Annotated in this window: 27 protein-coding genes and 1 riboswitch; of the genes, 16 read left to right on the top strand and 11 right to left on the bottom strand. The window is 65.5% G+C overall.

Going from position 1 to position 26,975, the window contains the following annotated elements; all coding sequences use genetic code 11:
- Positions 1-7 precede the first annotated feature (7 nt).
- The 4 genes from AC19YR_RS07680 to AC19YR_RS07665 all read right to left on the bottom strand — a co-directional run bounded on the left by AC19YR_RS07680 (position 8) and on the right by AC19YR_RS07665 (position 3,064).
- Positions 8-751, bottom strand: a complete 744-nt coding sequence (locus AC19YR_RS07680; protein WP_095108253.1) for an amino acid ABC transporter ATP-binding protein — start codon at positions 749-751, stop codon at positions 8-10.
- Positions 748-1,464 (bottom strand): amino acid ABC transporter permease, encoded by a 717-nt coding sequence (locus tag AC19YR_RS07675; RefSeq protein WP_095108252.1) that lies wholly within the window; start codon positions 1,462-1,464, stop codon positions 748-750. The genes AC19YR_RS07680 and AC19YR_RS07675 overlap by 4 nt, the downstream gene beginning before the upstream one ends.
- Positions 1,461-2,156: an amino acid ABC transporter permease gene (locus tag AC19YR_RS07670; protein ID WP_500597835.1), complete on the bottom strand. Its 696-nt coding sequence runs from the start codon at positions 2,154-2,156 to the stop codon at positions 1,461-1,463. Before AC19YR_RS07670 ends, AC19YR_RS07675 begins: the two co-directional genes overlap by 4 nt.
- A gap of 83 nt (positions 2,157-2,239) precedes the next feature.
- Positions 2,240-3,064 (bottom strand): ABC transporter substrate-binding protein, encoded by an 825-nt coding sequence (locus AC19YR_RS07665; protein WP_095108250.1) that lies wholly within the window; start codon positions 3,062-3,064, stop codon positions 2,240-2,242.
- Between the two features lie 402 nt (positions 3,065-3,466).
- Here AC19YR_RS07665 and AC19YR_RS07660 point away from each other — a divergent pair, with 402 nt between their 5' ends.
- The 5 genes from AC19YR_RS07660 to AC19YR_RS07640 all read left to right on the top strand — a co-directional run bounded on the left by AC19YR_RS07660 (position 3,467) and on the right by AC19YR_RS07640 (position 7,953).
- A complete protein-coding gene (locus AC19YR_RS07660; protein WP_500597833.1) occupies positions 3,467-4,312 on the top strand; it encodes an ABC transporter substrate-binding protein in 846 nt (281 codons plus the stop codon).
- A 58-nt stretch (positions 4,313-4,370) separates the two neighbouring features.
- Positions 4,371-5,879 (top strand): amino acid ABC transporter permease/ATP-binding protein, encoded by a 1,509-nt coding sequence (locus AC19YR_RS07655; RefSeq protein WP_500597831.1) that lies wholly within the window; start codon positions 4,371-4,373, stop codon positions 5,877-5,879.
- Positions 5,880-5,896: 17 nt separating this feature from the next.
- Positions 5,897-6,562, top strand: coding sequence for a GntR family transcriptional regulator (locus tag AC19YR_RS07650; RefSeq protein ID WP_095108247.1), 666 nt, complete (start codon positions 5,897-5,899; stop codon positions 6,560-6,562).
- A gap of 16 nt (positions 6,563-6,578) precedes the next feature.
- Complete coding sequence (locus tag AC19YR_RS07645) at positions 6,579-7,430, top strand: urea carboxylase-associated family protein (protein ID WP_500597829.1); 852 nt, start codon at positions 6,579-6,581, stop codon at positions 7,428-7,430.
- Positions 7,431-7,551: 121 nt separating this feature from the next.
- Positions 7,552-7,953, top strand: coding sequence for a hypothetical protein (locus AC19YR_RS07640; RefSeq protein WP_500597828.1), 402 nt, complete (start codon positions 7,552-7,554; stop codon positions 7,951-7,953).
- A gap of 15 nt (positions 7,954-7,968) precedes the next feature.
- Here AC19YR_RS07640 and AC19YR_RS07635 read toward each other — a convergent pair whose 3' ends face one another.
- Positions 7,969-9,138, bottom strand: coding sequence for an acetyltransferase domain-containing protein (locus AC19YR_RS07635; RefSeq protein ID WP_500597826.1), 1,170 nt, complete (start codon positions 9,136-9,138; stop codon positions 7,969-7,971).
- A gap of 153 nt (positions 9,139-9,291) precedes the next feature.
- A riboswitch (cobalamin riboswitch) is annotated at positions 9,292-9,495 on the top strand.
- 145 nt (positions 9,496-9,640) lie between these two features.
- On the opposite strand from AC19YR_RS07635, the gene AC19YR_RS07630 reads away from it, so the two are divergent.
- From AC19YR_RS07630 to AC19YR_RS07615, 4 genes are all read left to right on the top strand, one after another.
- Positions 9,641-10,657: an ABC transporter substrate-binding protein gene (locus AC19YR_RS07630; RefSeq protein ID WP_500597824.1), complete on the top strand. Its 1,017-nt coding sequence runs from the start codon at positions 9,641-9,643 to the stop codon at positions 10,655-10,657.
- On the top strand, positions 10,654-10,839 hold the full coding sequence (locus AC19YR_RS07625; protein ID WP_500597822.1) for a hypothetical protein: 186 nt from the start codon (positions 10,654-10,656) through the stop codon (positions 10,837-10,839). The genes AC19YR_RS07630 and AC19YR_RS07625 overlap by 4 nt, the downstream gene beginning before the upstream one ends.
- A gap of 22 nt (positions 10,840-10,861) precedes the next feature.
- Positions 10,862-12,208 carry an OprD family porin gene (locus tag AC19YR_RS07620; RefSeq protein WP_500597820.1) on the top strand — a complete coding sequence of 449 codons (1,347 nt, stop codon included), beginning with the start codon at positions 10,862-10,864 and terminating at the stop codon, positions 12,206-12,208.
- Between the two features lie 100 nt (positions 12,209-12,308).
- Positions 12,309-13,253: a class I SAM-dependent methyltransferase gene (locus AC19YR_RS07615; RefSeq protein ID WP_500597819.1), complete on the top strand. Its 945-nt coding sequence runs from the start codon at positions 12,309-12,311 to the stop codon at positions 13,251-13,253.
- A 275-nt stretch (positions 13,254-13,528) separates the two neighbouring features.
- On the opposite strand, the gene AC19YR_RS07610 is transcribed toward AC19YR_RS07615, so the two are convergent.
- Positions 13,529-14,809, bottom strand: a complete 1,281-nt coding sequence (locus AC19YR_RS07610; protein ID WP_500597818.1) for an aminotransferase-like domain-containing protein — start codon at positions 14,807-14,809, stop codon at positions 13,529-13,531.
- An 83-nt stretch (positions 14,810-14,892) separates the two neighbouring features.
- Between AC19YR_RS07610 and AC19YR_RS07605 the strand changes: the two genes are divergently transcribed.
- The 3 genes from AC19YR_RS07605 to AC19YR_RS07595 all read left to right on the top strand — a co-directional run bounded on the left by AC19YR_RS07605 (position 14,893) and on the right by AC19YR_RS07595 (position 18,796).
- A complete protein-coding gene (locus AC19YR_RS07605) occupies positions 14,893-15,783 on the top strand; it encodes a DMT family transporter (RefSeq protein WP_500597817.1) in 891 nt (296 codons plus the stop codon).
- A gap of 114 nt (positions 15,784-15,897) precedes the next feature.
- Positions 15,898-18,102: an LTA synthase family protein gene (locus tag AC19YR_RS07600; RefSeq protein WP_500597815.1), complete on the top strand. Its 2,205-nt coding sequence runs from the start codon at positions 15,898-15,900 to the stop codon at positions 18,100-18,102.
- A gap of 52 nt (positions 18,103-18,154) precedes the next feature.
- Positions 18,155-18,796, top strand: coding sequence for a LysE family translocator (locus AC19YR_RS07595; RefSeq protein WP_500597814.1), 642 nt, complete (start codon positions 18,155-18,157; stop codon positions 18,794-18,796).
- A gap of 121 nt (positions 18,797-18,917) precedes the next feature.
- On the opposite strand, the gene AC19YR_RS07590 is transcribed toward AC19YR_RS07595, so the two are convergent.
- Positions 18,918-19,523 (bottom strand): cell wall hydrolase, encoded by a 606-nt coding sequence (locus AC19YR_RS07590; RefSeq protein ID WP_500597813.1) that lies wholly within the window; start codon positions 19,521-19,523, stop codon positions 18,918-18,920.
- Between the two features lie 159 nt (positions 19,524-19,682).
- On the opposite strand from AC19YR_RS07590, the gene AC19YR_RS07585 reads away from it, so the two are divergent.
- Both AC19YR_RS07585 and AC19YR_RS07580 read left to right on the top strand, forming a co-directional pair.
- Positions 19,683-20,531 (top strand): CAP domain-containing protein, encoded by an 849-nt coding sequence (locus AC19YR_RS07585; protein ID WP_095108239.1) that lies wholly within the window; start codon positions 19,683-19,685, stop codon positions 20,529-20,531.
- A 265-nt stretch (positions 20,532-20,796) separates the two neighbouring features.
- Complete coding sequence (locus AC19YR_RS07580) at positions 20,797-21,420, top strand: glutathione S-transferase family protein (RefSeq protein ID WP_500597812.1); 624 nt, start codon at positions 20,797-20,799, stop codon at positions 21,418-21,420.
- Between the two features lie 4 nt (positions 21,421-21,424).
- On the opposite strand, the gene AC19YR_RS07575 is transcribed toward AC19YR_RS07580, so the two are convergent.
- Positions 21,425-22,105 carry a GNAT family N-acetyltransferase gene (locus AC19YR_RS07575; protein ID WP_500597810.1) on the bottom strand — a complete coding sequence of 227 codons (681 nt, stop codon included), beginning with the start codon at positions 22,103-22,105 and terminating at the stop codon, positions 21,425-21,427.
- Positions 22,106-22,144: 39 nt separating this feature from the next.
- Complete coding sequence (gene gcvA / locus AC19YR_RS07570; RefSeq protein ID WP_500597809.1) at positions 22,145-23,032, bottom strand: transcriptional regulator GcvA; 888 nt, start codon at positions 23,030-23,032, stop codon at positions 22,145-22,147.
- Positions 23,033-23,170: 138 nt separating this feature from the next.
- On the opposite strand from gcvA, the gene AC19YR_RS07565 reads away from it, so the two are divergent.
- Both AC19YR_RS07565 and AC19YR_RS07560 read left to right on the top strand, forming a co-directional pair.
- The gene (locus AC19YR_RS07565) at positions 23,171-23,794 is read left to right on the top strand and encodes a glutathione S-transferase family protein (RefSeq protein ID WP_500597808.1); all 624 of its coding nucleotides are present in this window, start codon (positions 23,171-23,173) and stop codon (positions 23,792-23,794) included.
- A 2-nt stretch (positions 23,795-23,796) separates the two neighbouring features.
- Positions 23,797-24,825: an LLM class oxidoreductase gene (locus tag AC19YR_RS07560; protein ID WP_500597806.1), complete on the top strand. Its 1,029-nt coding sequence runs from the start codon at positions 23,797-23,799 to the stop codon at positions 24,823-24,825.
- A 22-nt stretch (positions 24,826-24,847) separates the two neighbouring features.
- Here the strand turns inward: AC19YR_RS07560 and AC19YR_RS07555 are convergent, their stop codons facing one another.
- Both AC19YR_RS07555 and AC19YR_RS07550 read right to left on the bottom strand, forming a co-directional pair.
- On the bottom strand, positions 24,848-25,306 hold the full coding sequence (locus tag AC19YR_RS07555; protein WP_500597805.1) for an NUDIX hydrolase: 459 nt from the start codon (positions 25,304-25,306) through the stop codon (positions 24,848-24,850).
- Positions 25,307-25,369: 63 nt separating this feature from the next.
- Positions 25,370-26,932, bottom strand: a complete 1,563-nt coding sequence (locus tag AC19YR_RS07550; protein WP_095108232.1) for a TerC family protein — start codon at positions 26,930-26,932, stop codon at positions 25,370-25,372.
- Positions 26,933-26,975: the final 43 nt, after the last annotated feature.

The following is a 26,975-nucleotide window of genomic DNA, read 5'->3' as shown; positions in this document are numbered from 1 at the left end:
AAGCCTCTCAAACGGCAGAAGAAAACGGGGTGCGGATATCCGCGAGGAATTTTTGCGTGCGCGGGTGGCTGGGGGTCTGGAAAAAGGCTTCGGGCGCTGCCCGTTCCAGCACGCGGCCCTGGTCCATGAACAGCACGCGGTCGGCCACGTCCCGGGCAAAGCCCATTTCGTGGGTGACCACCACCATGGTCATGCCGTCGCGGGCCAGGTCGCGCATCACCAGCAGCACCTCGCCGACCATTTCCGGGTCCAGGGCGCTGGTGGGCTCGTCGAACAGCATCAGCGGCGGCTGCATCGCCAGGGCGCGGGCAATCGCCACCCGTTGCTGCTGGCCGCCGGAGAGGTTGGCGGGCAAGGCATCGGCCTTGTGTGCCAGGCCCACGCGGTCAAGCAGGGCCATGGCCTCCCGGCGCGCCTGGGGCGGTTTGAGGCCGCGCAGGCGGATCGGCGCCAGGGTGCAGTTGTCCAGCACGCTGAGGTGGGGGAACAGGTTGAACTGCTGGAACACAAACCCGATGCGCGAGCGAAAGCGGTTGAGGTCCATGGCCTTGGCGTGGATGTCCTGGCCATCGATGAGGATATGCCCACCCTGGATCGGCTCCAGGCGATTGAGGGTACGGATCAGGGTGGATTTGCCCGAGCCGGACGGCCCGCAAATCACCACCACCTCGCCCTTGGCGATGTGTTCGTCGACGTCCACCAGGGCGTGGTAGGCGCCGTACCATTTGTTGACCTGTTGCAGGCGGATCATGGCGCAACCTTGCTGTTGTCAGTGAGGGGAACGGGGCGTGCCTGGCGTTGCTCCAGCCAAAAGGCGAAGCGGGACAGGCCAAAGCACAGCAGGAAGTAAGTCAGGCCCAGGATCAGGTACACCTGCACCGGCAGGGTGAACACCTGGCTGTTGATCTGGGAGGCGATAAAGGAGATTTCCGCCAGGCCAATGATGTAGCCCAAGGAGGTTTCCTTGACCGTGGACACGAACTGGTTGACCAGCGACGGCAGCATGCTGCGCAACGCCTGGGGCAGGATCACCCAGGCCATGCTGCGCCAGTAGCCAAAGCCCAGGGAGCGCGAGGCCTCGACCTGGCCGCGGTCCACCCCCAGCACCCCGGCGCGCACGATCTCCGCCAGGTACACGGCGTCGAACAGCACCAGGGCCATGAGCATGGTGGTGAACTGGTCGGTCTTGTGCCCGGTGACGCTAGGCAAAAAAAAGTACGCCCAGAACACCACCATCAGCAGTGGGATCCCGCGCACGCCGAACACCAGCCCGGTCACCGGCCAGCGCAACCAGCGCCAGGGGCTGATGCGCGCCAGCCCCAGCAAAACGCCCAATGGCATGGCCAGCAGCAGGCCCAGGGAGGCCAGCACCAGGGTCAGGGCCAGGCCGCCCAAAGGGCCGTTGGGGTATTGCCCCACCAGGAAATACACCCAGTAGGTGTCGATCAGTTCCAGGGTGCTCATCGGCTGGCCACCTGCCCATAACGGTGCTGATACCACGCCGCCGCGGTAATCAGCAACGACACACTCAAGTACGCGGCCGTGGCGAAGGCGAAGGATTCCAGGCTGCGAAAGGTCGCGCTTTCCACCTGCCCGGCCTGGTACATCAGCTCGGCCACGCCAATCACCGTGGCGATGCTGGTGTTCTTCCACAGGTTCAGGGTTTGGGAAATCAGCGGCGCCACGGTCACGCGCAGGGCCTGGGGCAAGATCACCAGGCGCATGCTCGCCAGGTAGCCAAAGCCCAGGGCCCGCCCCGCTTCCAGTTGCACGGCGGGAATCGCGCGGATACCGCTGCGGATGTCTTCGCTCATGTAGGCGGCGGTGTACAGGGTCAGGGCGACGATGGCGCTGGTGGCTTCGATGTTGCCGGCGTACAGCCATTCGCGGGCGGCGTCGGGGAGCAGTTCCGGCGCGCCGAAATACCAGAACAGCATGTGCGCCAACAGCGGCACATTGCGGATCGATTCCACATAGGCAAAGCCCAGCCATTGCAGGGGCCGCAACGGCGCCAGGCGCAGCAGCGCGATCAGCAGGGCCAGGGGCAGCGCCAGCAGCAGGGTCACGCCGGCGAGTTTGAGTGACAGGGCCAGGCCGCTGAACAGCATGTCGTGGTATTGACCGCTCAGCAGTAGCGAATAATCGAATTGCAACATCGTGGGCACACGCCTTTGAAGGCCGGCGGGCGCCTATCGGCGTTCTTCTTGCGAAGCGTCGATGTCAGGGCCCGCCCACCGTGTTACTGGACCTGATCGGAGTCGATCTTGAAATGCCGCGCCGGTTGGTTGGACTTGGTGCCCGGGCCATACCACTTGAGGTACAGCTGCTCGGCTTCACCGCTGTTTTCCAGGCGTGCCAGGGTTTTGTCCACGGCCGCTTTCAGCTCGGCGCTGTCCTTGGGCAAGGCCAGGGCCAAGGCTTCGGTGCTGAGGTTTTGCGGCAGGATGGCGTAGCCCGCCGAGGCGGCGCCGATTTTGGCGAAGTCGTTGGTCAGCGCCGATTCGTCATCGACAAAGGCCTGGCCCTTGCCTTGTTGCAGCGCCAGCAACGCCTGTTGCGAAGTCTCGAAGGTGACCACTTGCGCAGTGGGAATGGCCTTGCGGATGTTCGGCTCCTGGGTGCCGCCCTTGACCGTCAACACCTTCTTGCCGGCCAGTTGCTCCAGGGCGGTGATGCCGGTGGTTTTCTTCACCAGGGCCTTCTGCCCGGTAATCAGGATCGAGTAGGAGAAGTCCACCAGCGCCTCACGCTCCTTGTTGTGGGTCAGGGAGGCGGCCAGCAGGTCGACACGGCCCTGTTGCAACTCGGGAATGCGCGCCGCCACCGAGATCTGCTTGAACACCGGTTTGACCCCCAAATCCTTGGCCACGGCGGTGCCCAGGTCGATTTCATAGCCGATGAGCTGGCGGGTCTTGGCGTCGATAAAGCTGTTGGGTTCGTCGGTGCCCAGGGTGCCGATGACAATCTCGCCCTTTTGCTTGATGGCGGCGATGTCAGCCAATGCACCGACGCTGGCGAGGGAAAGGGCAGCCGCTACGGCCGCGGTAAGCAGGCGAATCTTCATGGCAGGTCTCTCAAGAAAAGGGCGAGGGTCAGGGCCTGACGCAGTTAACGCTTGCTGCCGACAACAGCAACAACGATGCAGGCCATCTGCCATGGAGCTTACTCAACAACGCAAATAAAGATAAAAGAACAGTTTTTTATAACCATAGAACATATGTGTTTATCACCCCGCCCTCGGTAACACCCTCTCCAACATCACCTGCAACAACGCCCCACTTCGTGGCGTTCGGTAACCCCGCGCACCGAACTGGGGATATCTGGCAAAAAAGATCATTAGATCTGGACAAAAAAACGTCCAATCCCAACGATAAAACCATAGTTGGCACGATATCCGCTTACCAGCAAATAACAGATTGTTGAACAATCACCGACGCATCAGCTTCCAGCAACCGAGGATACGAACATGCAAAAAGGTCTGACGGGCAAGAACTCCACGCGCAATCTGGCATTGGCCATCGCCCTGGCCTGCGTGACGCCGCTGGTGGCCGGCGCCGAGGTCAAGGGCGCACTCAAGGCCGGTGAACTGTCCATTGGTTCGGACCTCACCTACCCGCCCTACACCTACCTGGACAACAAGCAAGCCGCCGGTTTCGACCCCGAGTTCATGCAGCTCATGGGCAAGCAACTGGGGGTGGCGCCGCGCTTTCTCGACACCCGTTTCGCCAACCTGGTGTTGGGCGTGAACGCCCAGCGGTTCGACGTGGTGGCCTCGGCGCTGTACGTCACCCCCGAGCGCGCTCGCCAGGTGGATTTCCTCAGCTACCTGAAAACCGGCTCGTCGCTGATGGTGCGCAGCAATGGCGATTTCCAGCCGCGCACACCTGAGGACCTGTGTGGCAAGCGCGTGGGCTCGATCAAGGGCGCGTCCTGGGTACCCAAGCTGAACAAAGTCTCGGCCGAGCATTGCCTGGCGGCGGGCAAACCGGCGATCCAATCCCGCGAGTTCCCTACCTCGCCGGAAGCGGCGCAGGCCCTGTTGGCCCAGGCCGTGGACGTGCAGATGGAAGACGCCGCGGTGGCGAAGATCACCGCGCAAAAACTCCAGGGCAAGACGCTCATCAGCTCCACCGAACTGATTTACCCGGTGGTAATCGGCCTGGCCGTGCGCAAGGGCAACCAACCGCTGCTCGATGAGCTGAGCGGTGCCCTGGGCAAGCTGCGCGAAGACGGCAGCTATGGCGCCCTGCTCGAGCGCTACAACCTGGCTGAGCCAAGCGCCGAGGACATCCGCGCGGCCCTGGGCAACTAAGCCCGCCCGCCCCTTCACCGAACCGGGCCGCGCGCGGCCCGCCCTGCGGAGCACGTACATGCAATTCGATTGGCACTACACCCTGGGCCTGTTGTGGAACGCTGACTTCTGGCGCGCCGTGGCCACCGTGGTCGAACTGAGCCTGGAAACCTGGCTGCTGGGCATTGTCCTGGGCTTTCTCCTGGCGTTGGCGCGCCAGTCGCAACGGCGCTGGCTGCGCGACACGGCCGGGGTCTACATCTGGTTCTTCCGCAGCCTACCCCTGTTGGTGCTGCTGATCTTCGTCTACAACCTGCCCCAGGTGTTCCCGTCCACCAGCCTGGTGCTGTCCAACCCCTACTCCGCCGGCCTGATCGCCCTGGTGCTCAGCGAAGCGGCGTACATTGCCGAAATCCACCGTGGCGGCCTGATGGCCGTGGCCAAGGGCCAACTGGAAGCGGGCAAGGCCCTGGGCGTCGGTTATCGCGGCATCCAGCGCCTGATTGTGGTGCCCCAGGCCCTGCGCGTGGCGCTGCCGACCCTGGCCAACGAATACATCACCATCGTCAAGCTGACCTCGTTGGTGTCGGTGATTTCCCTCTCGGAAATCCTCCTGGTGGGCCAGCAGCTCTACACCCAGAACTTTCTGGTGATGGAAACCATGCTCGCCGTGGCCTTCTATTACGTGTTCATCGTCACCGTGTTCAGCCGTTTGCTGCGGGTGCTGGAAAACCACCTCGATGTAACCCGACGCAAACCCAAGCACATCGCCGCTGTGGACCTCAGCCAGGTCGCCACCGCCCGTGCCGCCGGCCAGGCCGAACCGGGCGAATTCGCCTTGCAGGCCCGTGGCGTGCGCAAAGCCTACGGTGAGCTGCAAGTGCTCAAGGGCGTGCAATTGAACGTGCGCTGGGGCGAGGTGGTGTCGATCATCGGCCCGTCCGGCTCGGGCAAGACCACCCTGATCCGTACCATGAATGGCCTGGAAACCCTCGACCACGGGGACATCACCCTACAAGGCCAGCCGTTCCTGCGCGGCACCAAAGAGGCCCAAGGCCCGTTGGGGCACAAGGTGCACATGAACGGTATCGTCCACGTCGGCATGGTGTTCCAGGGCTTCAACCTGTTCCCCCATAAAACCACCCTGGAAAACGTCATGATGGCGCCGCTCTACCACGCCCACGGCGGCAACGAGGACCTACGCCTGCTGAGCCTGGCCCTGCTGCGCAAAGTGGGCATGCTCGACCACGCCGGCAAGTACCCGCACCAGCTCTCCGGCGGGCAGCAGCAGCGCGTGGCGATCGCCCGCGCCCTGGCCATGCGGCCCTCGGTGATGCTGTTCGACGAACCCACCTCGGCCCTGGACCCGGAACTGGTGGGCGATGTGCTGGCGGTGATCGAAGAACTGGCCCGCGAAGGCATGACCATGGTCATCGTCACCCACGAAATGAACTTCGCCTTCAAGCTCTCCGACCGCGTGGTGTTCATGGAAGGCGGCGAGATCATCCAGGACGCCGCGCCCCGGCAGATGCTGGAGCAACGCAGCGAACGCATGACCAAGTTCCTCAAAGACGTGCAACTGGCCTGAGCCAAGGGAGCCACACCGTGAGCCAAACCAAGGAACCGAGCCTGTCACTGGCCGACCAAGTGGCCATTGAACTGCGCGAAGACATCATTGGCGGGCGCCTGTTGCCGGGCATGCCGCTGGTGGAAAGCGAACTGGTCAACCACTACAACGCCTCGCGCAACACTGTGCGCGAGGCCCTGCACCAGCTCGGGCGCGAAGGCCTGGCCAGCTACGTGCGCAACAAGGGCGTGATGGTGCGGCGCCTGGGTATCGACGAAGTACGCGACATTTTCAAAGTACGGCGCACCCTGGAATTGCAGGCCATCGCCGCCAGCAAACCGCTGCGCGAGTACCAGTCCGACCTGATGCTGCAAGCCATCGAAGCCGCACAACTGGCCCAGGACCGCGAAAACTGGCAGGCCTTCGGCACCCACAGCCTGCGTTTTCACCAACACATCGTCGGCCTGCTGCGCAGCCCCCTGTTCGACGAATTCTTCACCCATGTCGCCGCCCAGATGCGTTTGGTGTTCTCCAACGCCCCCAGCGAAGAAACCTTCCAGAAACCCTGGCTGGAGCGCGACCGGCACATCCACGACCTGCTGGGCGAGGGGCGCAAGAAAGAAGCCGAAGAAGCCATGAGCAGCTACCTCAACGACTCCGAACGGGTGTTGCTGGACATTCTCGCCAGCATCCCCAAACACTGAAAAAAGAGGACCCACCATGTACAAGGACTACCCCGCGGCCTACCAGGTCAGCAAAGGCGCCGCCCTGCAAGTCGATACCGCGTTCTACGACCGCGTGCGCCAGACCCCAAGCGCTCGCACCCTGATCGAGCAGTTCGAAGTGCCGATCCGCACCGGCCGCGCCTGGAAAGTGCCGGCCGGCCATGTATTCCGCGTGACCACCCCGGTCGGCCCGCAGGTGGGCGATTTCAACGTGTGGAACGCCAACGACCCACGCGAACGCATGTGGGCCGCGCGCACCCGCCAGTTGCAGGGCGCCCACGTGACCACCTATGACCGCTTGTGGTCGAACCTGCCGTTTCTGCGCCCGATGGTCACTATCACCGACGACAGCCTGGCCGCCTACGGCATCGACGAGCACGGCGGGCGCCTGCACGACCTGCTCGGCACCCGCTGCGACCCCTACGTGAACAAAATGCTCACCGGCGAAGACTTCCACCACCACTGCCACTCCAACCTGACCCGCGCTGTGCTGCCCCACGGCCTGACCGAGTTCGACGTGCATGACGTGCTGAACATCTTCCAGTGCACGGGCCTTAACCACGACGACATGTACTTCATGAAAGCCTGCCCGGCGCAGAAAGGTGACTACCTGGAGTTCTTCGCCGAAATCGACCTGCTGTGCGCCCTCTCCACCTGCCCGGGCGGCGACCTCTCGCTGCCGATGTGGGGCCCGGACGCCGAAGACCCGCTCAAGGTCTGCCGGCCCCTGGGCGTGGAAATCTACCGCCTCGACGACAGCCTGCTCGACGGCTGGCAACCGCCGCAACGCGCCGCCTACAACGGCAACCATGGCCTGCTGATCCCCAAGGCGGAGTGGGAGAAGTAAGGCCCTGGGCGCCCGCCTGACGATGAGGCCGGCACAGCCAGCCTCTGCGTTGCACGCGCGCCACCCGGTGCGCTGGCGCCGTGATAGGCAAAGCCGCGCGCCAGTCGCTATGCTGCTGCCCATGACCACGCCTGCCCACCTGCGCCAACCCTGCCCTCCCGGCGCCTGCACCTGCGGGCGCGACCGCTTGCCGGAGCAGGAACTGCTGCAATTGCCGATCCTGAGCCTGACCCGGGCCGAAGAAAAACGCCTGCTCGAACGCCTGGAAAACCTGCACAGCCTGGACGACCTGGAACACATGCAGCGCAAAATGCTCCAGTTGCTCGGCATCCGCGTGCAGGTCGCCCCCGGTTTCAATGAAGTGCGCAGCATGCGCGGCATCCAGATCCAGATCGACGACACCCCAGGCCTGTGCCGCAAAACCCGCCAGACCATCCCTGCCGCTATCCGCCGCGCCCTGGAAAAAAACCCGCAGATCGCCTACAGCCTGCTCAACGCCAACGACCTGCTGCGCGACGCCTGAGCCGTGCCGTAGGGGCTACAGGTATTTGAGCCAGGCGAGGTCGCGGCGCCGGGCCTTAAGCGCAGAGAACCAGCGCACTGGCGGGTACACCGCCAGCGCCAGGGCCATCGCCATCAGCCACACCGCGCCAATGGAGTCGAAGCCAAAGTAGCTGCCCTGGTTCAGCCCGAACGCCGCCACCGCCAATAGATACAAGGCTTTGAGCACATACAGGTGCAGCAGGTAGAAGAACATCGGCGCCGAGCCCAATACCGCCAACGGCAGCAGCCACCGCCGCTGGCCGGCCCGCTCGAAGGCCAGCAACAGCAGCAGCCCAAGCCCGAGGGTCAAGGTCAGGAACAGCAGCGACGGCGGGTACTTGGTGATGTTGAAAAAGCCCATCAGGGTGTGCAGCGCGGTGTCGCCCACGGCCCAGGGTTTTTCGCCATAACCGTTGGCCAGGCGCACCAGCACAAACCCCAGCAACGCCGCCACACCCCAGCCCAGCAAGCGCCGCTGGCGCCCCGCCACCGGCGTGCTGCGGCTGAACCACGGCCCCAGCACGTAGCCCAGGGCGATCACGCCGATCCACGGCAATACCGGGTAAGAGGTACGCAGGCGCAACTCCGCAGAAAACGCCAGCCAGCCACGGTCGTGGAGGATCGCCCACGGCACGTGCAAGGCCGACTCCACGGGGAAATGCACGCCGTCCAGCAGGTTATGCCCGGCGATGATCGCCACCGCCAGCAATGCCAACACCGGCCGTGGCAGCCACACCAGCAGCGACAGCGCGAGCATGCTCAGGCCGATGGCCCAGATCACTTGCAGGTAGATCACGCTGGGCGGGAACTGGAAGGTCCAGGCGAAATTCACCAAGGTCAGCTCCAGCAGGACCAGGAACAACCCACGCTTGAACAGGAACGCCGCGACATCAGCCTTGCCGGCATATTTTTCGCCGTACAACCACGCCGACAACCCGGTGAGCAGCACAAACACCGGGGCGCACAAATGGGCCAGGGTACGGCTGATAAACAGACTCGGTTCGGTGCTGGCGATGTCCATCGGGTCGCCGACCTGGCGGTGCAGCAGGAAGGTTTCGCGCACGTGATCGAGCAGCATGAACAGGATCACCAGCCCACGCAGGGCATCGATGGACAGCAGACGTGAAATCGGGGGGCTAACAGCGGGTGAAGGGGTATGGGTCATGGAGTATTCGCAACGGGATGATAGGAAACCCGCTCGCCAGAGCGGTCGATGAAAAGCTTGAACCGTTACCTTATAACATGACAAGCTAGCGCAATGCACCGCGCAATCACGGCCATACACTTGCCCCGCCGCTGGTTGAATGCGTATCGATGAACTAACATGCCGCCCGCCGGTTGGCGCAAGGAACTGACAGGGAATCCCCCAGCGCGCCGTAAGCCACGCTGAAACGGAACTGCCCCCGCAACTGTAGGCGCCGAGCCCCCTGCCTCCACGCACGCCACCGGAAAACCTCCCGGGAAGGCCGCTGGCGGACCGCGAAGCGCCAATCAGAACACCTGCCGGCCCGTAGCAAACACTAACCGGCGGGGTGTCCGGAAAGGACATCCGCACGCGGTTTTCGATGCGTTTTCAGCTTTACCCTGCCCTGGCGGCAGCGTTTGAGGGATGTGTTTTCCAAGGCCGTGCCCTGCCCGTGCACCGGTTCCAATGGAGATCGCATTTCATGTCACTGCCCCACCTCAACGCCCTGTTCGCCGGCCTCGGCCTGACCTCGCTGAGCCTGTGCGCCAGTGCCACCGAATACCCGTTGCACCTGAACAACTGCGGCGTGCCCCTGACGTTCAGCGAGGCGCCGGCCAAGGCCGTGACCATCGGCCAATCCGGCACCGAGATGCTCTACGCCCTGGGCCTGGGCGACACACTGGTAGGCACCTCGCTGTGGTTCAACGAAGTGCTGCCGCAGTTCAAGGCCCAGGATGCCAAGGTCGAACGCCTGGCCGACAACGAACCCAGTTTTGAAGCGGTGATCGGCAAGCGCCCCGCCCTGGTGGCCGTGGACCTGGAGTGGATGGTTGGGCCCCAAGGCGCGGTCGGCACCCGCGAGCAGTTCCATGAACTGAAGATCTCTACCTACCTGCTGCCCTCCGACTGCGAAGGCAAGGACAACTTGGTGGGCGCCGATGGCACGCGCCTCAAGGCCTTCAGCGTGGACAGCCTGTACAAGAGCATCACCGAGCTTGCACAGATCTTCGATGTGGAGGACCGCGGCCAGCGCCTGGTCAGCGACCTGAAGAATCGCCTGGCCAACGCCGTGGCCCAGGCGCGCCAGCAGCACCCCCGGGACGTCTCCGCAGTGGTGTGGTTTTCCAGCGCCGACCTTGGCTTCGACCCCTATGTGGCGGGCCGCAAGGGCATTCCCGATTTCATGCTCAGCGCCCTGGGGATGCGCAACGTGATCGAATCCGACGAGGAATGGCCCACCGTGGGCTGGGAAACCATCGCCAAGGCCAACCCCAATATCCTGGTGATTGCGCGCATGGACCGGCGCCGCTACCCCGCCGACGACTACCGCAAAAAACTGGAATTCCTCAAGAGCAACCCAGTGACCCGCCACATGGACGCAGTCAAGCACGACCGCATCGTCATCATCGACGCCCACGGCATGAACGCCAGCACGCGGATGTTCGGCGCCATTGAGGAGCTGGCTAGCGCGGTTGAGCACTTCAAGTTGCCTAAATGAGACACGCCCGGTTACTCGGCCATGGCCTGCTGGTGCTGGCGGTGATCGCCGGCGCGGCCCTGGGCGAAACCGCCATCAGCCTGCCCATGGTCTTGCAAACCCTGGCCAATAAGCTTCGGGGCGCGGGCTGGTTGACCGACCCCAGCGATGGCGCGCAGATCCTGCGCTTCCACGCCTCTTGAACCCTTCCTGGAGACCACCCCGATGCGTTACATCACTGCGCTGGCACTGCCCGTCGCCTTGCTCGGCCACAGCACCCTGGCCAACGCCGGGTCCGCCCAGGAACAGGCCAAGGGTTTTGTCGAAGACAGCACCTGGACCCTGCTCAACCGCAGCGTGTACGACCAACGCGAGTACCGTCACGGCGCCCGCAGCAACGGCGCGCGCAACGCCTACAAACCCCGCAGCGAGCGCAATGGCTACGCCGAAGAATGGGCCTACGGGCTGATGGGCAGTGTGCAGTCGGGCTTTACCCAGGGCACGGTGGGTGTGGGCGTCGATGCCCACGCTTACCAAGGCTTGCAACTGGACAGCGGTGGCGGCCGCGCGGGCAAGGCGCGGCTGCTGGGGCTGGACCACGACGGCCACCCCAAAAACAGCTTCAGCCGTGGCGGCGCAGCGCTGAAATTGCGGGTGTCGTCCACCACCCTGGCCTGGGGCGAACAACGGGTGAAAACCCCCGTATTCAGTTCCTCCGACAGCCGCCTCCTGCCGGAAACCGCCACCGGGCTGTTCCTCACCAGCCAGGAATGGGCCGGGGTGAAACTGCTCGGTGGGCACTTCACCGAAAGCACCGACCGCAATGCCTCAAGCCACGACCGCGGCTTTGTGGTCAATTACTCCAATGGCCGCCAGGGCAACGCCTTCGACCTTGCGGGCGTGGTCTACAGCGCCACCCCGGGCCTGAGCGCCAGCCTCTACACCTCACGTTATGCCGATACCTGGAACCAGCATTACCTGGGCGCCACGTTCAGCCACGCCTTGAGCCCCACCCGCTCACTGTCGCTGAACCTCAACCTGTACCGCACCACCGACGAGGGCCAGGCGCTGTCGGGGCGCATCGACAACACCACGTGGAGCCTGATGTCCGGCTACACCAGCGGCCCGCAGACCTTCAGCCTGGGCTACCAGAAGGTGCGCGGCGACACGCCATTCGACTACGTCACCCGTGGGGCGATTTTCATCAGCAACGCCGTGCAGCTCTCGGACTTCAACGCGCCGAACGAGCAATCCTGGCAGGCGCGCTACGACCTGGGCCTGCAAACCTTCGGCTTGCCGGGGCTGAGCCTGAGCGCGGCCTACCTTCGTGGCAGCCAGATCGACGCCAGCCACCTCGACCCTGCGGGCGGCTACGCCTACCTGGGCTACGGCCAGGGTGGCAAACACTGGGAGCGCGACTTCGAAGCCCGCTATGTGGTGCAAAGCGGCAAGGCCAAGGGCGCGGCGTTTTCCGTGCGGCACAATGTGCATCGCGGCAACCGTGCCCAGGCCGAACTGGACAGCGACCAGATCCGCCTCGCGGTGGAATACCCCCTCGGCGGCGGCTTCTGAGCCAGAGGCATTGCCAAGAAGCGATGGCGCCAGGGCGAATCCAGCAGCGCCGTGGCTTTGTGTTTAGAATGCCGGCCTTTCCCCCTGCCGAACCTGCCCGATGAATGCCGACGCCCTGTCCACCCTGCACGCTCACCTGTCCACCGCCCTGCAAGCCCCGCCGGCCGAAACCCGGCGCCTGTTCCATGGCCGTGGGCGCTGCTGGCCGGGGCTGGAACAACTGACCGTAGACTGGCTGCAAGGGGTGGTGCTGGTGTCGTTGTTCAAGGAACCGAGCCAGGAACAGTTGCAGGCCCTCGTCGCCAGCCTGCACACCCTCACCCAACAAGCGCCCTGGCAAGCCAGCGGCGCCCATCACCTGGCGCTGCAGCACCGCTACCTGCCGCAAAGCACCACCGAGTGGCTATTGGGCGAGCCGCTGGAGCAATGGACCCTCACCGAGGGCGGCCTGCGCTACCTGCTGGACTTGGGCGTAAAGCAGAACAGCGGGCTGTTTCTCGACATGCGCTACGGCCGCGACTGGGTCAAGGCCAACGCTCGTGACCGGCGGGTGCTGAACCTGTTCGCCTACACCTGCGGCTTCTCGGTGGCGGCCATCGAAGGCGGCGCGCGCCATGTGGTCAACCTGGACATGTCCCGCGCGGCCCTGAGCCGAGGCCGCGACAACCACCGCCTCAACGGCCATGACCTGGCCCGCGTGAGCTTTTTGGGCCATGACTTGTTCAAGTCCTGGGGCAAGGTCAAGCACACCGGGCCTTACAACCTGATAATCATCGACCCGCCGTCCTTCCAGAAAGGCAGCTTCCTGCTGACCAAGGACTACGCCCGCGTCATCCGCCGCCTGCCGGAACTGCTGGCCGAGGGCGGCACGGTCCTGGCGTGCATGAACGACCCGTCCCTGGGCGCCGACTTCATCATCGACGGCGTCACCCAAGGCGCCCCGGGCCTGCGCTTTGTGCAACGCCTGGACAACCCCCCGGAATTCCCCGACATCGACCCGCAAAGCGGCTTGAAGGCGCTGGTGTTTGTGGCGGGCGCTCAGTAAGGGCTTGGCCAGCAGGCCGGGCGGCGCCGCTCGCCCGCGAGGGCGGCATTCCAGCCGCCAGAAGTGCATCGCCTGCCCCGGCTTCATCGCGGGCAGGGCCCGCTCCCACAGTGTGGGTGGGATTTGTTTTTCCTCTGTGGGAGCGAGCCTGCTCGCGAGGGCGGCACGCAGTGGCGGTGACAAATGGCAGGGGTAACACAGTTGCTCCCATAGAAGAGGAGCAGAGCCCGCGCCCACACCAACCTGCCGCCATCGGCCAATCAGGGTGCGCAGGCCTAAGTGTGCGCCTGCACCACCCACTTCACCGTTTCCAGGGCCGGGCCAAGGGTTTCCAAGGGGGCCGAGCCCAAGGCCAGGCGCAAGGCATGGGGCACGTGGGCCGAGGTGGCGAAGGGCTCGGCGGTGGAGACGGCGATCTGCCGCGCCAACAGGTCCTTGGCGATCCGGTCGGCGCGGGCGTCTTCGCCCAGGGGTAGCCAGAGGAAGTACGACGCCGGGTGGCCCACCCAGGGCAACCCGGCCAGGGCTTTGGCCGCGACGTGCTGGCGGGCCTGGGCGTCGTCGCGTTTTTGCGCTTCCAGGTGCAGCACGGTGCCGTCGTCGATCCAGGCGCAGGCCAGGGCGGTGAGCACCCCGGGGGTGTTCCAGGTGGTGGCGCGCACTGCCCGTTCCAGGGCGGGCACCTGGTGCAGCGGCGCAGCGACGAACCCCACCCGCAGGCCCGTGGCCACACTTTTCGACAGGCCGGACACATACACCGTGCGTTCGGGCGCCAGGTGGGCCAGGGGCGGCGGCGGATTGTCGACGAGGAAGGCGTAGGCGGCATCTTCAAGGATCAGCAGGTCGTGACGGCGGGCGATGTCGACCAACCCATCCCGCGCCTCGCGGCTCATCACCCAACCCAATGGGTTGTGCAGGGTCGGCATGCTGTACAGCGCGCGCACCCGGCGGTTGCGGCACAGGTGGTCGAGGGCGGCCAGGTCGGGGCCATGTTCCAGCACCGGGATCGCCAGCACCTCCAGGTGCAGCGCTTCGGCCAGCACCTTGAACCCCGAGTAGGTCAAGGCATCGGCGACGATCACGTCCCCCGGTTTGAGCAGCGCCATCAGCGCCACCGTCAGCCCGCGCGCTTGCAGGTGGCGCGCCACCGACGCCCGTTCGTGGGGGCGGCCCGCGTGGGGTTGGTAGCGCAACAGGGCTTCGAGGTCACCGCTGGCCGCCAACTGCCGCAAGCCGTTGCGCAGCAACTCAGCCTGGCCCGGCAGCGCGGGGTAGTTGAAGTTCAGGTCCACCACCCCTGGGGTTACCGTTTTCTGGTCGATGCCCAGGCCCGGCGGCAGCGAGGTTTCGCGCACGAAGGTACCGCGCCCGGTCTCGCCGCTCACCAAGCCCATGGCTTGCAACTCGGCATATACCCGCGAGGCGGTGACCAGTGCCAAGCCCTCGCGGCTGGCCAGTTGGCGGTGGGTGGGCAGGCGCGTGCCGGGGAGCAGGCGACCGCTGCGGATGTCGCCGGCCAGGGCATCCACCAGGGCTTTATAGCGGGAGCGAGACATAGGTAGATGTATCCATGACAATTTTTTGATTGTATTGAGGGGCCGCCCTAGCATGCCACGATCACTCCCCAAGGTAAGCCCCCATGGCACACACCACACTCCTGAACCCCGCACAAAAAAGCGCCAGTGGCTGGCTCAACGGCTTTATCGGCGTGGTGATTTTCAGCGCCTCGCTGCCGGCCACCCGGGTGGCCGTACTGGAATTCGACCCGGTGTTCCTCACGGTCGCCCGGGCCACCCTCGCCGGCCTTGTGGCCCTGTGCCTGTTGTTGCTGTTGCGGGAAAAACGCCCCTCCCGCACCCAGGTGCTGCCCCTGCTGATCGTCGCCCTGGGCGTGGTGCTGGGCTTTCCGCTGCTGACCGCCCTGGCCCTGCAATACGTAACCTCGGCCCATTCCATTGTGTTCATCGGCCTGCTGCCCCTGGCGACGGCGGTGTTCGGCGTGTTGCGCGGCGGTGAGCGGCCGCGCCCGGTGTTCTGGTTGTTCTCCGTGCTGGGCAGCCTGTTGGTGGTCGGCTATGCCGTGGCCCAGGGCTTGAGTGCCTCGCCCGCCGGCGACTTGCTGATGCTGCTGGCCGTGCTGCTGTGCGGCCTGGGTTACGCCGAAGGAGCCAAGCTGTCGCGCAGCCTCGGCGGCTGGCAGGTGATTTGCTGGGCGCTGCTGTTAGCGCTGCCGGCCATGGCGCCGTTGACCCTGTGGCTGGCGCCGCCGACATTCGCCGGTATCAGCCCGGCGGCGTGGGCGTGCCTGGGCTATGTGTCGCTGTTCAGCATGCTGATCGGTTTCGTGTTCTGGTATCGCGGCCTGGCCCAGGGTGGTATCGCGGCGATCGGCCAGTTGCAGTTGCTGCAACCCTTCTTCGGCCTGGCCCTGGCGGCGAGCTTGCTGCACGAGCCCGTCAGCCTGGGCATGGTGGGGGTCACCGTGGCGGTGATTGGTTGTGTGGCGGGGGCGAAAAAGTTTTCGCACTAGGTCCGCGCCAGTGCGCTTGGCCAGCGTGTAGACGGATTAATCGGGCCCTCGCGTCCGTGCCTTGGTACCATCCAGCACACTTTTGTGTCGTTTTCATGTCTGGAAGGTTTTTTTGTGAACATCATCCGTCACGGGTTGCAACAACCACGCGCACGCCTGATCGCCCTGGTCATCCTCGTTCTGCTTCTGCCGGTGGGCCTACGCGCCGCACTGGGATGGTCCAACCCGCTGGGTTACTTGTCGGACCTGGGCATCGGCAGCCTGCTGGTGCTGGTGCTGCACCGCAGGCCCTGGTGGCTGGCGCTGCCGGTGCTGTTGTTCTGGGGCCTGCTCAACGTGGCGACGGCCGAGTTGGTCAGCGCCGTGGGGCGCATGCCGGATGTCACGGACCTGCATTACCTGTTCGACCCGCAGTTCGTCGAAAACTCCACCGGCGGCGGCTTCGCCCAGCCCTGGCTGGCGGTTTCCCTGGCGCTGGGCCTGGGCCTGTGGCTGGCCACCCAGTGGGCCGGGCGCCATCGCCCCGCGCCCGCCCTGCCGCGCAAGGCCTGGGCCGCCCCGGCGCTGCTGCTGATCGGCCATTGGGGAAGCCAGCACCTGGCGCCCTCGGACGCCGACCAGTGGGAACAATTCAACCTGCCGCACCAGTTGCTCGCCGCGGGCGTCGGCGACGTGCAGATGCGCGCCGAAGACTGGCTGCTGGACGATGGCGTCGATATCGCCCCCGACATGGCCGGCCTGACCCAACTGGACCTCAATGGCCATCACCTGCTCAGTGACCCCGGGCAGGCGCGCAACGTGCTCATCATCACCTTGGAAGGCATTCCCGGGGCGTATGTCGGGGTCAATCGCCAGGCGCTCAACAGCAGCTACCAGGAAAACCTCATGCCCAACCTCAGCCGCTGGGCCGAGCGCGGCATGAACACCCCCGACTATGTGCTGCACAGCCACCAAACCATCCGTGGCCTGTACGCCATGCTCTGCGGCGACTACGACAAGCTCGACAACGGCACCCCCAAAGGCGTGGAAATGCTCAACCTGAACGAGCGCAACCAAGCCTGCCTGCCGGCCCAACTGCGCCAGAACGGGTTCTCCACGCACTTTCTGCAAGGCGCGGGCCTGCGCTTCATGGCCAAAGACAAAATCATGCCCCACATCGGCTTCGACGCCACCCTGGGCCTGGAATGGTTCACCAACGCTTCGTACCTGGACTTCCCCTGGGGCAAGGACGACAAGGCGTTTTTCGAGGGCGCGCTGGATTACGTCGGCCAACTGAAAAAACAGAAAAAACCCTGGATGCTCACCCTCCTCACCGTCGGCACCCACCAACCTTACTCGGCGCCCGAGGAATACCTGCAACGCTACGACACCCCCAAGCAGGCCGCCGTGGCCTACCTGGATGACGCCCTCGGCCAGTTCCTCGCGGGCCTGGAACGCCAGGGCGTGTTGAAAGACACCCTGGTGATGATTACCTCCGACGAATCCCACGGCATCGACGGCGTGCGCCTGGCCTCATCCTGGGGCTTCAACCTGACCCTGGCGCCCGAGCAGGCGCAACTGCCACGGGTCAAGCCCGGGGTGTACGGCCATGTCGACCTGACGACCTCGGTGCTGGACTACTTCGCCCTGCCGGTGCCCGCCGCCCTCAGCGGGCGCTCGCTGTTTCGCGACTACGACAGCGGCCGCGAAATCATGTCGTTCACCAACGGCAAGCTGCGCTACCACAATGGCCTGGGCACCTTCACCGAATGCGATTTCCAGCAACGCTGCCGCGACTACAGCAGCGCAGGGTTCATCGCCGAACGGGTGAGCTACCTTGGCCAGTACGGCGGCAAACGCGCCCGCGAAGTCGCCGCCCGCGCCGAAGGCCTGGACCGCACGCTGCTGGGCTCGCCGCTGAACCAGCGCTACCAGTTCGGCGGCCCCGAAGTGCTGCCCTTGCATGCCCAACCCAACAACGACTGGACCGACAACCTGATCGGCGCCCAGTACCTGGAAATGCCCAAGGGCTCCCAAACCCACGTGCGCCTGACCATCCGTTCGGTGGACTTGCAAGACAACGCCTCGATCCAGCTCAAGGCCAAGGAGTTTGAAAAAGACGTACAGATCGGCCTGCCCGAGGCCATGGTGCTCACCGCCGGGCAGCCTCTGGAAATGGACTTTCGGTTCAATAACCCGCAGGCGCGCAAGGCCTTTTCCTTCCACTTGGTAGGCTACGGTGTCGGCACCGTCGAAGTCAGCGATTTCACCGTCGTCACCCAAGCCCCAGACCCAACGCCAGACACCAGCGCCACCGAAGAGCTCGCCCACTCCAACTGACCCCCGCACGGCGGCCCCAATGGCCGCCGTGACCCCACCTCGAGATGCGAACATGGATGCCCATTCGATACTCACCTACACCCCGGTCGCCGGCATCGCCATCGCCAGCCCCGACCCCGCCACCGTGATGGCCCTGCAAAACAGCCTGACCTACGGCGCCAAATCCACCCTGTGGTCGTCCCTGGGCAACGCCAGCGGGCTGTTCTGCATGTCCGCCGCCGCCATGCTGGGCTTGGGGGCGTTGATCGCCAGTTCCGAATGGGTGTTCAACGCCTTGAAAGTCCTCGGTGCGGCCTACCTGTTCTACCTCGGCGCCAAAGCCCTGCTCACGAAGAAAGCCGTGCTCGGCGGCGACAGCGACCCACAGCAACGCGGTGCGATGCCGTCGCGGCTGAAACTGTTCAAGTCCGCTTTCCTCACCGCCGCCACCAACCCCAAGGCGGCGATGTTCTTTACTGCGCTGTTTCCCCAATTCATCAACCAGCAAGCGCGGCTGGTGCCGCAATTTTTGATCCTGACCCTGATCTTCATGGCGCTGTCCCTCAGCTCCCTGAGCGTCTACGCCCTGCTCGCCTCCCAGGCCCGCGGCCTGCTCAGCCGCCCGCAGTTCTCCCGCTGGGTCAACCGCGTGGTCGGCACCACCTTCATCGGCTTCGGCACCGCCCTGCTGGCGATGCGCAGGCAAACGGCCTGACCTTGGGGCCAAACCCGCCCCCTGTGGGAGCGAGCCTGCTCGCGACAGCGCTACTGCTGAAGAGACAAGTGCCGGCGCTCTGCCCGCCTCGTCGCGAGCAGGCTCGCGCCCAACGATGGCGCTACTTCGCCTCCCCCCCCTTAGGCTTGTAGAACACGAACCGCCCCGTGGCGTTCGTCCTGACGTAAACCCCAGCCCAGTCGGGCCTTACGCTGCGGTCGTGAAAGTACAGGGCGCCAAGGGTGCGGTCCTGGAGTTGGCGGTTGAGGGCCTTGCGGGCGATTTCCTTGGCGAGGCTGTATTGGGCCTCTTCCTGCACGGCGTCGTCGCGGCCGTCACACCACCAGGAAAACTGGCAAGCGCCGCTTTCCGAGCCCTGCTTGACCACCGCGCAAACGGTGTCGGGGAAGCCTTCATGGCCGAGGCGGTTCATCACCACGCTGGCCACCGCTTCCATCTCGGCGCTGGCGCGGCCCTTGGCTTCCCAATAGATGCTGCGGGCCAGGCAGGTGATGGCGTCGTCCAGAGGCGCGGCGCCGGCCGGGTCTACGGCTTGCACTTCGGTAGGGGTAATGGCCTGGCCCTTGGGCGCAGGGGTGGCGAGGTCCTGCTGCGCGGCACTGTGCTCCAGCGCCTGGGCCTTGTCTTCGGCCTGTTGGGCGCCGGCCAGCGCTTGCCCGGCGCCCAGCCACAGCGCCAGGCAGAGGATGTTCAGTAGGGTTCCCATGGGGGCAGTCCTTGTGCGGCAGGGTCGGTTCGACTTGCTCAGTGTAGTCGGCCAAAGCCCCGCAAAGATGGGGGCAAACCCCTGCGCGGGATGAAAAGCGGTTGTACTCGGCGCGGTGTTATCGCGCATCATGGCGCGGTCCGTCACCAGGAGATCTCCATGGGCTTTACCACTGTCCTGCGCCTTGGCGCGCTCACGCTTGCCCTGGCCAGCACCACCCACGCCATGGCCAGCGAAGAGTCGCAATTGGTCGACTCGCTCAACAGCTACCGCAGCCAGATCCAACGCTGCGCCGGCCAGGCCCTGGGGGAGTTGCCACCCCTGGCCAGCGACCCGCGCCTGATCCTGCCCGCCACCGGCATGGGCGACCTGCAACAGGCCCTGGTCAAGGCCAGTTACCCGATGGTCAATGTGCAGGCCATTCGCCTGTCCGGCCCGCGGGATGGGGCCGCCGCCATGCAGGCCGTGCGCGAGAGCTTCTGCCAAGTGGTGCTGGACCCGCAATTTGTCGATGTCGGCATCAGCCGCGAGGGCCGGGAATGGCGCATCGTCCTGGCGCGCCCGTTGCTCAGCGCACGCCTGGGGGATTGGCAGGCCGAAGGGCAAAAACTCCTGGAGCTGCTCAACGGCGCCCGCGCCCAGGCCCGCCAGTGCGGCGCCCAACGCTTGGAGGCCAGTGCGCCGTTGGCCTGGAATGCAGCCCTGGCAAGCGCCGCCGAAGGCCATAGCCGTGCCATGGCCAACCAGAATTTCTTCGAGCACCGCGACCGCGACGGTCGCACCCCGGGCGATCGTGCCGAACTGGCCGGCTACCAGGGCCAGCAGATCGGCGAAAACATCGCCGCCGGCCACGACAGCGTGCGCGCCGTGATCGACGGCTGGCTGGCCAGCCCCGGGCATTGCGCCAACCTGATGAACCCAGCGTTCCAGGAACTGGGCGCGGCCTACGCCGCAGACCCGAAAAGCGATGCCGGGATCTACTGGACCGCGCTGTTCGGCAAACCATGACCCCCAGCCCACCTGTCAGGGCGCCCTATGTTCGCAGGCCAGCTCGCCAGCCTCACCGGCCATTTGCCTGTACGAAGCCCGCGGGCTGATTCCCGAACCTGCGCGCCAGGGGCGCTACCGAGCCTTTCCCCTGGCCCAGGCATGCGCGGCGATTGAGCACCAGCGCCGGCAGATACGTGGAGTCAAGCAGGCACTAGCGATTTGCCACTTTCCCGAGGGCAGGCGATCAGCGATAGTCGTGCATCGCCACTGACAAGGACACGCCATGCTGCAAGTTCTGGGTAAAGCTTCGTCGATCAACGTGCGCAAAGTGATGTGGACCTGCGCCGAACTGGGCCTGCCCTTCGCCCGCGAAAACTGGGGCTCGGGCTTTCAGTCCACCCACGACCCGGCGTTCCTGGCGCTCAACCCCAACGCCATGGTGCCGGTGATAAAGGACGAGGATTTCGTGCTATGGGAGTCCAACTCGATCATCCGCTACCTGGCGGGCCGTGAAGGCAACACCGCGCTCTACCCCACCGAGCCCCGCGCCCGGGCCCGGGTGGACCAGTGGCTGGACTGGCAGGCCACCGACCTGAACAAATCCTGGACTTACCCTTTCCTGTCCCTGGTTCGCCACTCGTCGGCGCACCAGGACCCGCAGGCCCTGACCGAAGCCTGCGGGCAATGGGCCGCGAACATGGCGATTCTCGAAGGCCAGCTCCAGGCCAGCGGCGGGCATGTCAGCGGCGAGGCGTTCTCGTTGGCGGATATCGCCATCGGGCTGTCGGTCAACCGTTGGTTCCAGACCCCGTTGCAGCACCCGCACCTGCCGGCGGTCAGCGCCTACTACGAGCGCCTGAGCCAGCGCCCCGGCTACTTGCTGCACGGGCGCAACGGCACGCCATAGAGGCTCAGCCCAGGCGTTGGCGGACGAACGCCTGGGCCTTGCGGGTCATTTGGTCGAGGTGGCGGTCGCGTTGTTTTTCGGCGTCGAGCATTGCCCGCTTGCCGTGCTTTTGCAGCAGGTAGGTGTGGATCTGCCGCACTTCCAGGGAGCGGTACACCGGCGCCACGTCCAGCACCGCCATCAGCCCATCGGTGGGCCGTTGGCGGGTACTCATCAGCACGTGCGGGCCACGGGTGCCCAGCACGGTGAAGCCCAGGGCCTCGAAGTACGCCACCTTATCCACCGCGCAGGTCAATTCGCCGTGGGGATAGCGGGCGAGCATCTGCCCCAGCAGCGAGCGCGCCACCCCCTGGCGCCGATGGCTGGCGCGTACCGCCATGAAGGCCACGCCGCAGGCCAGGGGGTCGTCCTGCACCGGCAGGTACAGGACAAAACCCAGCAGCGCCTCCGGGTCGTCTTCGTCCATGGCCACCAGCAACTCCGCGGCCACGCCTTGGCCACCGCCCAGGGCTTGCAGGTACAGGTGCACCTCGTAGCCGACGGCGTATTGGTAGACGTTGTAGAGCAGGTTGCTTGGCCCGATGCCGATAGCGCTGATGCCGGTGAGGTTGTCCACCACCAGTTGCAGGATCTGGCTCTCGATCGCCTCGGGCGGCGGGCTTTGGAAATGACGGATCAGGGGCATCGGCGAACGGGTTCCAGGGCGGGAGCGAAGCGCGCCACCTTAACCCAGGGCGGCGGCTTCTTCCATGATCCAGGCCAGAAACGCCTTGACCGCCGGGCGCTCGATGGCCTCCGGGCGAGCCACCGCGTAGTAGGCGAAACGCGCCGGCCAGGGTTTGTCCAGCACTTGCACCAGGCGCCCGGCGGCGATCTCCTGCTCGGCGTATTGCTGGGGTACCAGGGCCAGGCCCTGGCCGGCCTCGGCGGCGCGGATCAGCAAAAAATCATCCTCCAGAGCCGAACCGCGCGCGGCCCGTGGGTCCGCCGCCACGCCATGGGCGGTTAGCCACAGCGGCCAGTCGGCGCGGTCGGCATCGTGCAGCAGCGGGTGGTCGAGGCAGTCGGCGGGCGCGCCGAGCCGGTCCCCCGCCAGCAGGCCCGGGCGCGCCACCGGCACCAGTACCGGCGCCATCAACCGCGCAACGTACAACCCCGGGTACTGCCCCAAGCCGTGGCGCAGGGCCACGTCCACCCGGTCGCGGCGAAAATCCACCAGGGCCGACGTGGCCTCCACCCGCACTTCGATTTGCGGGTGGCGCTGGTTGAAGCGCCCTAGGCGCGGCACCAGCCAGGACGCAGCGAAGGTGGCCACGGTGCTCACCGTCAACGTCTGGCGTGCCTGGATCTGCTCCAGGGCCTCGCTGGCCCGGGCGATCTGCGCGAAGGCCTCGTGCAACGCCGGGTACACCGCCGCCCCCGTTTGCGTCAGGCGCAGGCCCTGGCGCTCACGGGTGAACAGCGCCAGGCCGACCCGCTCTTCAAGCAGGCGGATCTGCTGGCTCACCGCCCCAGAGGTGACATTGAGCACCGCCGCCGCGGCCTTGATGCTGCCGTGCTGGCCCACTTCGACGAAGGCGCGTAAGGCCTGTAGCGGCAAGGGACGGCTCATAGGCTTTAGTTTTCCTTAACTCAGGGGTGAAAAATCATCGTTTCCGTTAGGCGGTGCAGATGGCCACTATCGAGAAGCGGCCCACCTTAGCCGCTTTAGAAAAACTACACCAGCCAAGCACTGACAGGATGACGCCCCATGCTCCACCTCTACACCGACAGTTCACCCAACGGCTTCAAAACCACCATCGCCCTGGCGGAACTGGGCCTGGACTACCGCTTGCACCACGTGCAGATCGACCGCGGCGAACACCGCCCCCCCGATTTCTTGCGCCTCAACCCCCACGGCCGCATCCCGGTGCTGGTGGACGACAGCACCGGCATCACGCTGTTCGAGTCCGCCGCCATCCTTCTTTACCTCGCCGACCAAACCGGGCGCCTGCTACCCAACGAGCCCACGGCGCGCTGGCAGGCGATCCAGTGGCTGGTGTTCCACGCGGCCAGCGTGGGGCCGCTGCTGGGGCAACGGGTGCATGCCCAAGTGTTTGCCAACCCGCCAGACCCGGTTCAGGTCCAGCGTTTTACCCGTTTGAGCGAAGAAGCCTTCGCCACCCTCGACACGCGCCTGGCCCAACAGCCGTACCTGGCCGGCACCGAGTACTCCATCGCCGACATCGCCCACTTCGGCTGGAGCCACATCGCCCAATTGGTCGGTTTTGACTTCAGCGCCTTCGCCCACCTCAGCGCGTGGCACCAGCGTGTGGCCGCCCGCCCCGCCGTGCAAACCGGCCTGAGCCTACCCGCACCGGCCACGGGAGCCTGACCATGACCCTTCCTACCCGCCTGTGCGGTGCCTCTTGCCAAGCCTTTGCCCAGCATCCTGGCTACCGGCGCATGTTCGCCCCGGGGCACCTGACCCTGGGGGTTTTCCTGCCGCTGCGCTTTTACCAGGGCGACAGCGAGGTGCTGCGCGGCCAGGCGCGGCTGGTGCGCGAAATCGACCGCCAGGGCTTTGCCGGCGTCTGGGTGCGTGACGTGCCGCTGTACGACCCGACGTTCGGCGACGCCGGCCAAGTGTTCGACCCCTTCACCTACCTGGCCTTCCTCGCCGCCCACACCGAACGCATCGCCCTGGCCACCGGCAGTGCGATTTTCAGCCTGCGCCACCCCATCGACCTGGTCAAGGCCGCGGCCAGCGTCGATCAACTCTCGGGCGGGCGGCTGGTGATGGGCATCGCGTCGGGAGACCGGCCCGGGGAGTTTCCCGCCTATGGTCTAGAGCACAGCCAGCGCGGCGAACGCTTTGCCCAGGCGGTGAGCGACTTTCGGCAATTGCTGCAAACCGGGCGGCGCGCACTGCACAGCCCGTTGGGCAGTATCAGCGACGCCGAACTGCTGCCGAAACCGGTGAGCGGCACCATCCCGCTATTGGTGACGGGCACCAGCCGACAGACGCCGCAGTGGATTGCCGAACACGCCGACGGCTGGCTGACCTTCCCCGAGGCCACCCACAACAGCGACGGGCCACGGCGCCTGGGGCAGAAAATCGCGCAATGGCGCAGCGCGATCAGCGATGGCGGCTTCCGCCCCCACGTCACCAATGAATGGCTCGACCTGGTGGCCGACCCCGACCATCCGCGCACCCCGCTGCAAGGCGGCTATGTGCTGCGCACCGGGCGCAAGGGCTTGATCGAATTGTTGAGCCAATGGCAGCGCGAAGGGGTCAACCATGCCGCCCTGGGCATCCAGTTCTGCACCCGCCCCGCCGCCGAGGTGGTGCAGGAACTGGCCGAAGAGGTGCTGCCGCTATTCCCCTCACAGACCGGGCCGGTGCCGCGCAGGAGTGATTGGTAGGTCACCCGGCACGGGGGCCGCATCACGCCGGCTCGAACGCCCCCAGCGCCTGAAGCAGGTCCGCCAGCCCGGCGGGCCACACCAGGTCGGTGGTCTGGCGCAGTGCGGCGGCTGACCACCAGCGGTGGTCAGCCATCACCTGCACCTCTTCAGCCGTCCACTGGGCCCGAGATACCTGGGTGTCATGCACATGAACCAGATAAAAACGCTCGATGGCCAGCACGGTTTCGCCGTCGGGCAGCATCAGTTCAAAGGTGCGCTGGGCGACAGAGGTGCTGACGCTGTCGATGACCATGCCGGTTTCTTCGCGCAATTCCCGAATGGCCGCAGCCTCGAAGCTTTCCCCCGGCTCGACGCCGCCACCGGGGGTCGCCCAGTAGTCCTTGCCGGCCAGCGCGCCGTCCTTGTGCACGAAACGAAACAACAGCACTTCGCGGGCGGGGCTGATGACCAGCAAACGGGCGGCGGGGCGTTCGCGCATGGGGGGCTCCTCTTGGGGCGATACGGGGAAGCGCGCCAGGGTATCACCCCCGGCGCGCACCGGTTACTGCGCCGTCTCCGCGTCCTGGCGCATCAGTACTCGGGTCACCCGCCGTTCCTTGACTTCCACCACCGTCAGGCTCCAGCCCTGCCAGTGCAGACGGTCGCCGATCAGCGGCAAGCGGTCGAGCAGGCTCATCACCAGGCCGGCGAGGGTCTGGTAGTCCGCGCTGGCCTGGGCCTGAAAGCCGATCTGCTCACGCACCAGGCTCAGGTTAAGGGCGCCGTTGACCACAAAACCCTCGGCAGTGGCCTCGATGTTCGGCCCTTCGATCTCGCAGGAATCCGGCAGCTCGCCGGCGATGGACTCGAGGATGTCGGTCATCGTCAGCAGGCCGATGAAGTCGCCGAACTCGTTGACCACGAACGCGATGTGGGTCGAGGCTTTGCGCATTTGCTCCAGGGCATTGAGGATAGTGAAGCTGTCGAGCAAGTTGATGGTCTGGCGTGCCATGGTCGCCAGGTCCGGCTGGTTGCCGGCCAACAGCTCCTTGAGCAGCTCCTTCTTGTGCACGAAGCCCAGGGGCTCGTCCACCCGGCCGTCACGAATCAACGGCAGGCGCGAGTAGGACGAGTGCATCAGTTTCGCCGCAATGGCCTGGGGGCTGTCGGCGAGGTCGATAGGGTCGATCTGCGCCCGGGGTGTCATCACCGTGCGAATGGGCCGCTCGGCCAGTTGCAGCACGCCGCTAATCATGATGCGTTCGCGGCGGTCGAACACCTGCGCGCTGGCCTCGCCTTCAAGCATGTCGGCGATTTCCTCGCCCACTTCGTCGGCGCCCAGGGTGCGCCCACCCAGCAGGCGCATCACCGCGTGGGCGGTGCGCTCACGCAAGGGGCGCACGCCTTGCAGGCTTTTCTTGCGCCGCGCGCGGGCGATCTGGTTGAACACCTCGATCAGGATCGAGAACCCGATGGCCGCGTATAGATAGCCCTTGGGAATGTGGAAGCCCAGGCCTTCGGCCGTCAGGCTGAAGCCGATCATCATCAAAAAGCCCAGGCACAGCATGATGACGGTGGGGTGGCTGTTGACGAAGCGGGTCAGCGGCTTGCTGGCCACGATCATCAGGCCGATGGAGACGATCACTGCGATCATCATGATCGCCAAGTGCTCGACCATGCCCACGGCGGTAATCACCGCGTCCAGGGAGAACACCGCGTCCAGCACCACGATCTGCGCGACGATGGGCCAGAACCGCGCGTAAGTACCGTTGGCGGTGCGCTCGGCGACATGGCCTTCGAGGCGTTCGTGCAGTTCCATGGTGGCCTTGAACAACAGGAACACACCGCCGAACAACATAATCAGGTCGCGGCCCGAGAAGCTCTTGTCAAACACCTCGAACAGCGGCGCGGTGAGGGTCACCATCCAGGAAATACTGGCCAGCAGGCCCAGGCGCATCAGCAACGCCAGGGACAGGCCGATCACCCGCGCGCGGTCACGCTGCGCCGGCGGCAGTTTGTCGGCCAGGATGGCGATAAACACCAAGTTATCGATGCCCAGCACCAGCTCCAGCACAATCAAGGTGGCCAGGCCCAGCCAGGCCGTGGGGTCGGCAATCCATTCCATGATTACTCAACCCCCCGCAACGCCCGGGCACGGGCATAGGCAT

The sequence above is a fragment of the Pseudomonas sp. MF08817 genome, assembly GCF_059862705.1.
Note: the sequence above shows the minus strand (reverse complement) of the source record. Positions and strands in the feature narration are given on the sequence as shown.

Excerpts from the sequence above, each read along its gene's own strand:
- AC19YR_RS07550 (WP_095108232.1), bottom strand. The coding sequence starts at position 26,932 with ATGGAATGGATTGCCGACCCCACGGCCTGGCTGGGCCTGGCCACCTTG.
- AC19YR_RS07565 (WP_500597808.1), top strand. The coding sequence starts at position 23,171 with ATGCTCCACCTCTACACCGACAGTTCACCCAACGGCTTCAAAACCACC.
- AC19YR_RS07580 (WP_500597812.1), top strand. The coding sequence starts at position 20,797 with ATGCTGCAAGTTCTGGGTAAAGCTTCGTCGATCAACGTGCGCAAAGTG.
- AC19YR_RS07630 (WP_500597824.1), top strand. The coding sequence starts at position 9,641 with ATGTCACTGCCCCACCTCAACGCCCTGTTCGCCGGCCTCGGCCTGACC.
- AC19YR_RS07670 (WP_500597835.1), bottom strand. The coding sequence starts at position 2,156 with ATGTTGCAATTCGATTATTCGCTACTGCTGAGCGGTCAATACCACGAC.
- AC19YR_RS07560 (WP_500597806.1), top strand. The coding sequence starts at position 23,797 with ATGACCCTTCCTACCCGCCTGTGCGGTGCCTCTTGCCAAGCCTTTGCC.
- AC19YR_RS07680 (WP_095108253.1), bottom strand. The coding sequence starts at position 751 with ATGATCCGCCTGCAACAGGTCAACAAATGGTACGGCGCCTACCACGCC.
- AC19YR_RS07555 (WP_500597805.1), bottom strand. The coding sequence starts at position 25,306 with ATGCGCGAACGCCCCGCCGCCCGTTTGCTGGTCATCAGCCCCGCCCGC.
- AC19YR_RS07645 (WP_500597829.1), top strand. The coding sequence starts at position 6,579 with ATGTACAAGGACTACCCCGCGGCCTACCAGGTCAGCAAAGGCGCCGCC.
- AC19YR_RS07635 (WP_500597826.1), bottom strand. The coding sequence starts at position 9,138 with ATGACCCATACCCCTTCACCCGCTGTTAGCCCCCCGATTTCACGTCTG.
- AC19YR_RS07615 (WP_500597819.1), top strand. The coding sequence starts at position 12,309 with ATGAATGCCGACGCCCTGTCCACCCTGCACGCTCACCTGTCCACCGCC.
- AC19YR_RS07625 (WP_500597822.1), top strand. The coding sequence starts at position 10,654 with ATGAGACACGCCCGGTTACTCGGCCATGGCCTGCTGGTGCTGGCGGTG.
- AC19YR_RS07595 (WP_500597814.1), top strand. The coding sequence starts at position 18,155 with ATGGATGCCCATTCGATACTCACCTACACCCCGGTCGCCGGCATCGCC.
- AC19YR_RS07575 (WP_500597810.1), bottom strand. The coding sequence starts at position 22,105 with ATGCCCCTGATCCGTCATTTCCAAAGCCCGCCGCCCGAGGCGATCGAG.
- AC19YR_RS07620 (WP_500597820.1), top strand. The coding sequence starts at position 10,862 with ATGCGTTACATCACTGCGCTGGCACTGCCCGTCGCCTTGCTCGGCCAC.
- AC19YR_RS07655 (WP_500597831.1), top strand. The coding sequence starts at position 4,371 with ATGCAATTCGATTGGCACTACACCCTGGGCCTGTTGTGGAACGCTGAC.
- AC19YR_RS07660 (WP_500597833.1), top strand. The coding sequence starts at position 3,467 with ATGCAAAAAGGTCTGACGGGCAAGAACTCCACGCGCAATCTGGCATTG.
- AC19YR_RS07665 (WP_095108250.1), bottom strand. The coding sequence starts at position 3,064 with ATGAAGATTCGCCTGCTTACCGCGGCCGTAGCGGCTGCCCTTTCCCTC.
- AC19YR_RS07640 (WP_500597828.1), top strand. The coding sequence starts at position 7,552 with ATGACCACGCCTGCCCACCTGCGCCAACCCTGCCCTCCCGGCGCCTGC.
- AC19YR_RS07590 (WP_500597813.1), bottom strand. The coding sequence starts at position 19,523 with ATGGGAACCCTACTGAACATCCTCTGCCTGGCGCTGTGGCTGGGCGCC.
- AC19YR_RS07675 (WP_095108252.1), bottom strand. The coding sequence starts at position 1,464 with ATGAGCACCCTGGAACTGATCGACACCTACTGGGTGTATTTCCTGGTG.
- AC19YR_RS07610 (WP_500597818.1), bottom strand. The coding sequence starts at position 14,809 with ATGTCTCGCTCCCGCTATAAAGCCCTGGTGGATGCCCTGGCCGGCGAC.
- AC19YR_RS07605 (WP_500597817.1), top strand. The coding sequence starts at position 14,893 with ATGGCACACACCACACTCCTGAACCCCGCACAAAAAAGCGCCAGTGGC.
- AC19YR_RS07585 (WP_095108239.1), top strand. The coding sequence starts at position 19,683 with ATGGGCTTTACCACTGTCCTGCGCCTTGGCGCGCTCACGCTTGCCCTG.
- gcvA (WP_500597809.1), bottom strand. The coding sequence starts at position 23,032 with ATGAGCCGTCCCTTGCCGCTACAGGCCTTACGCGCCTTCGTCGAAGTG.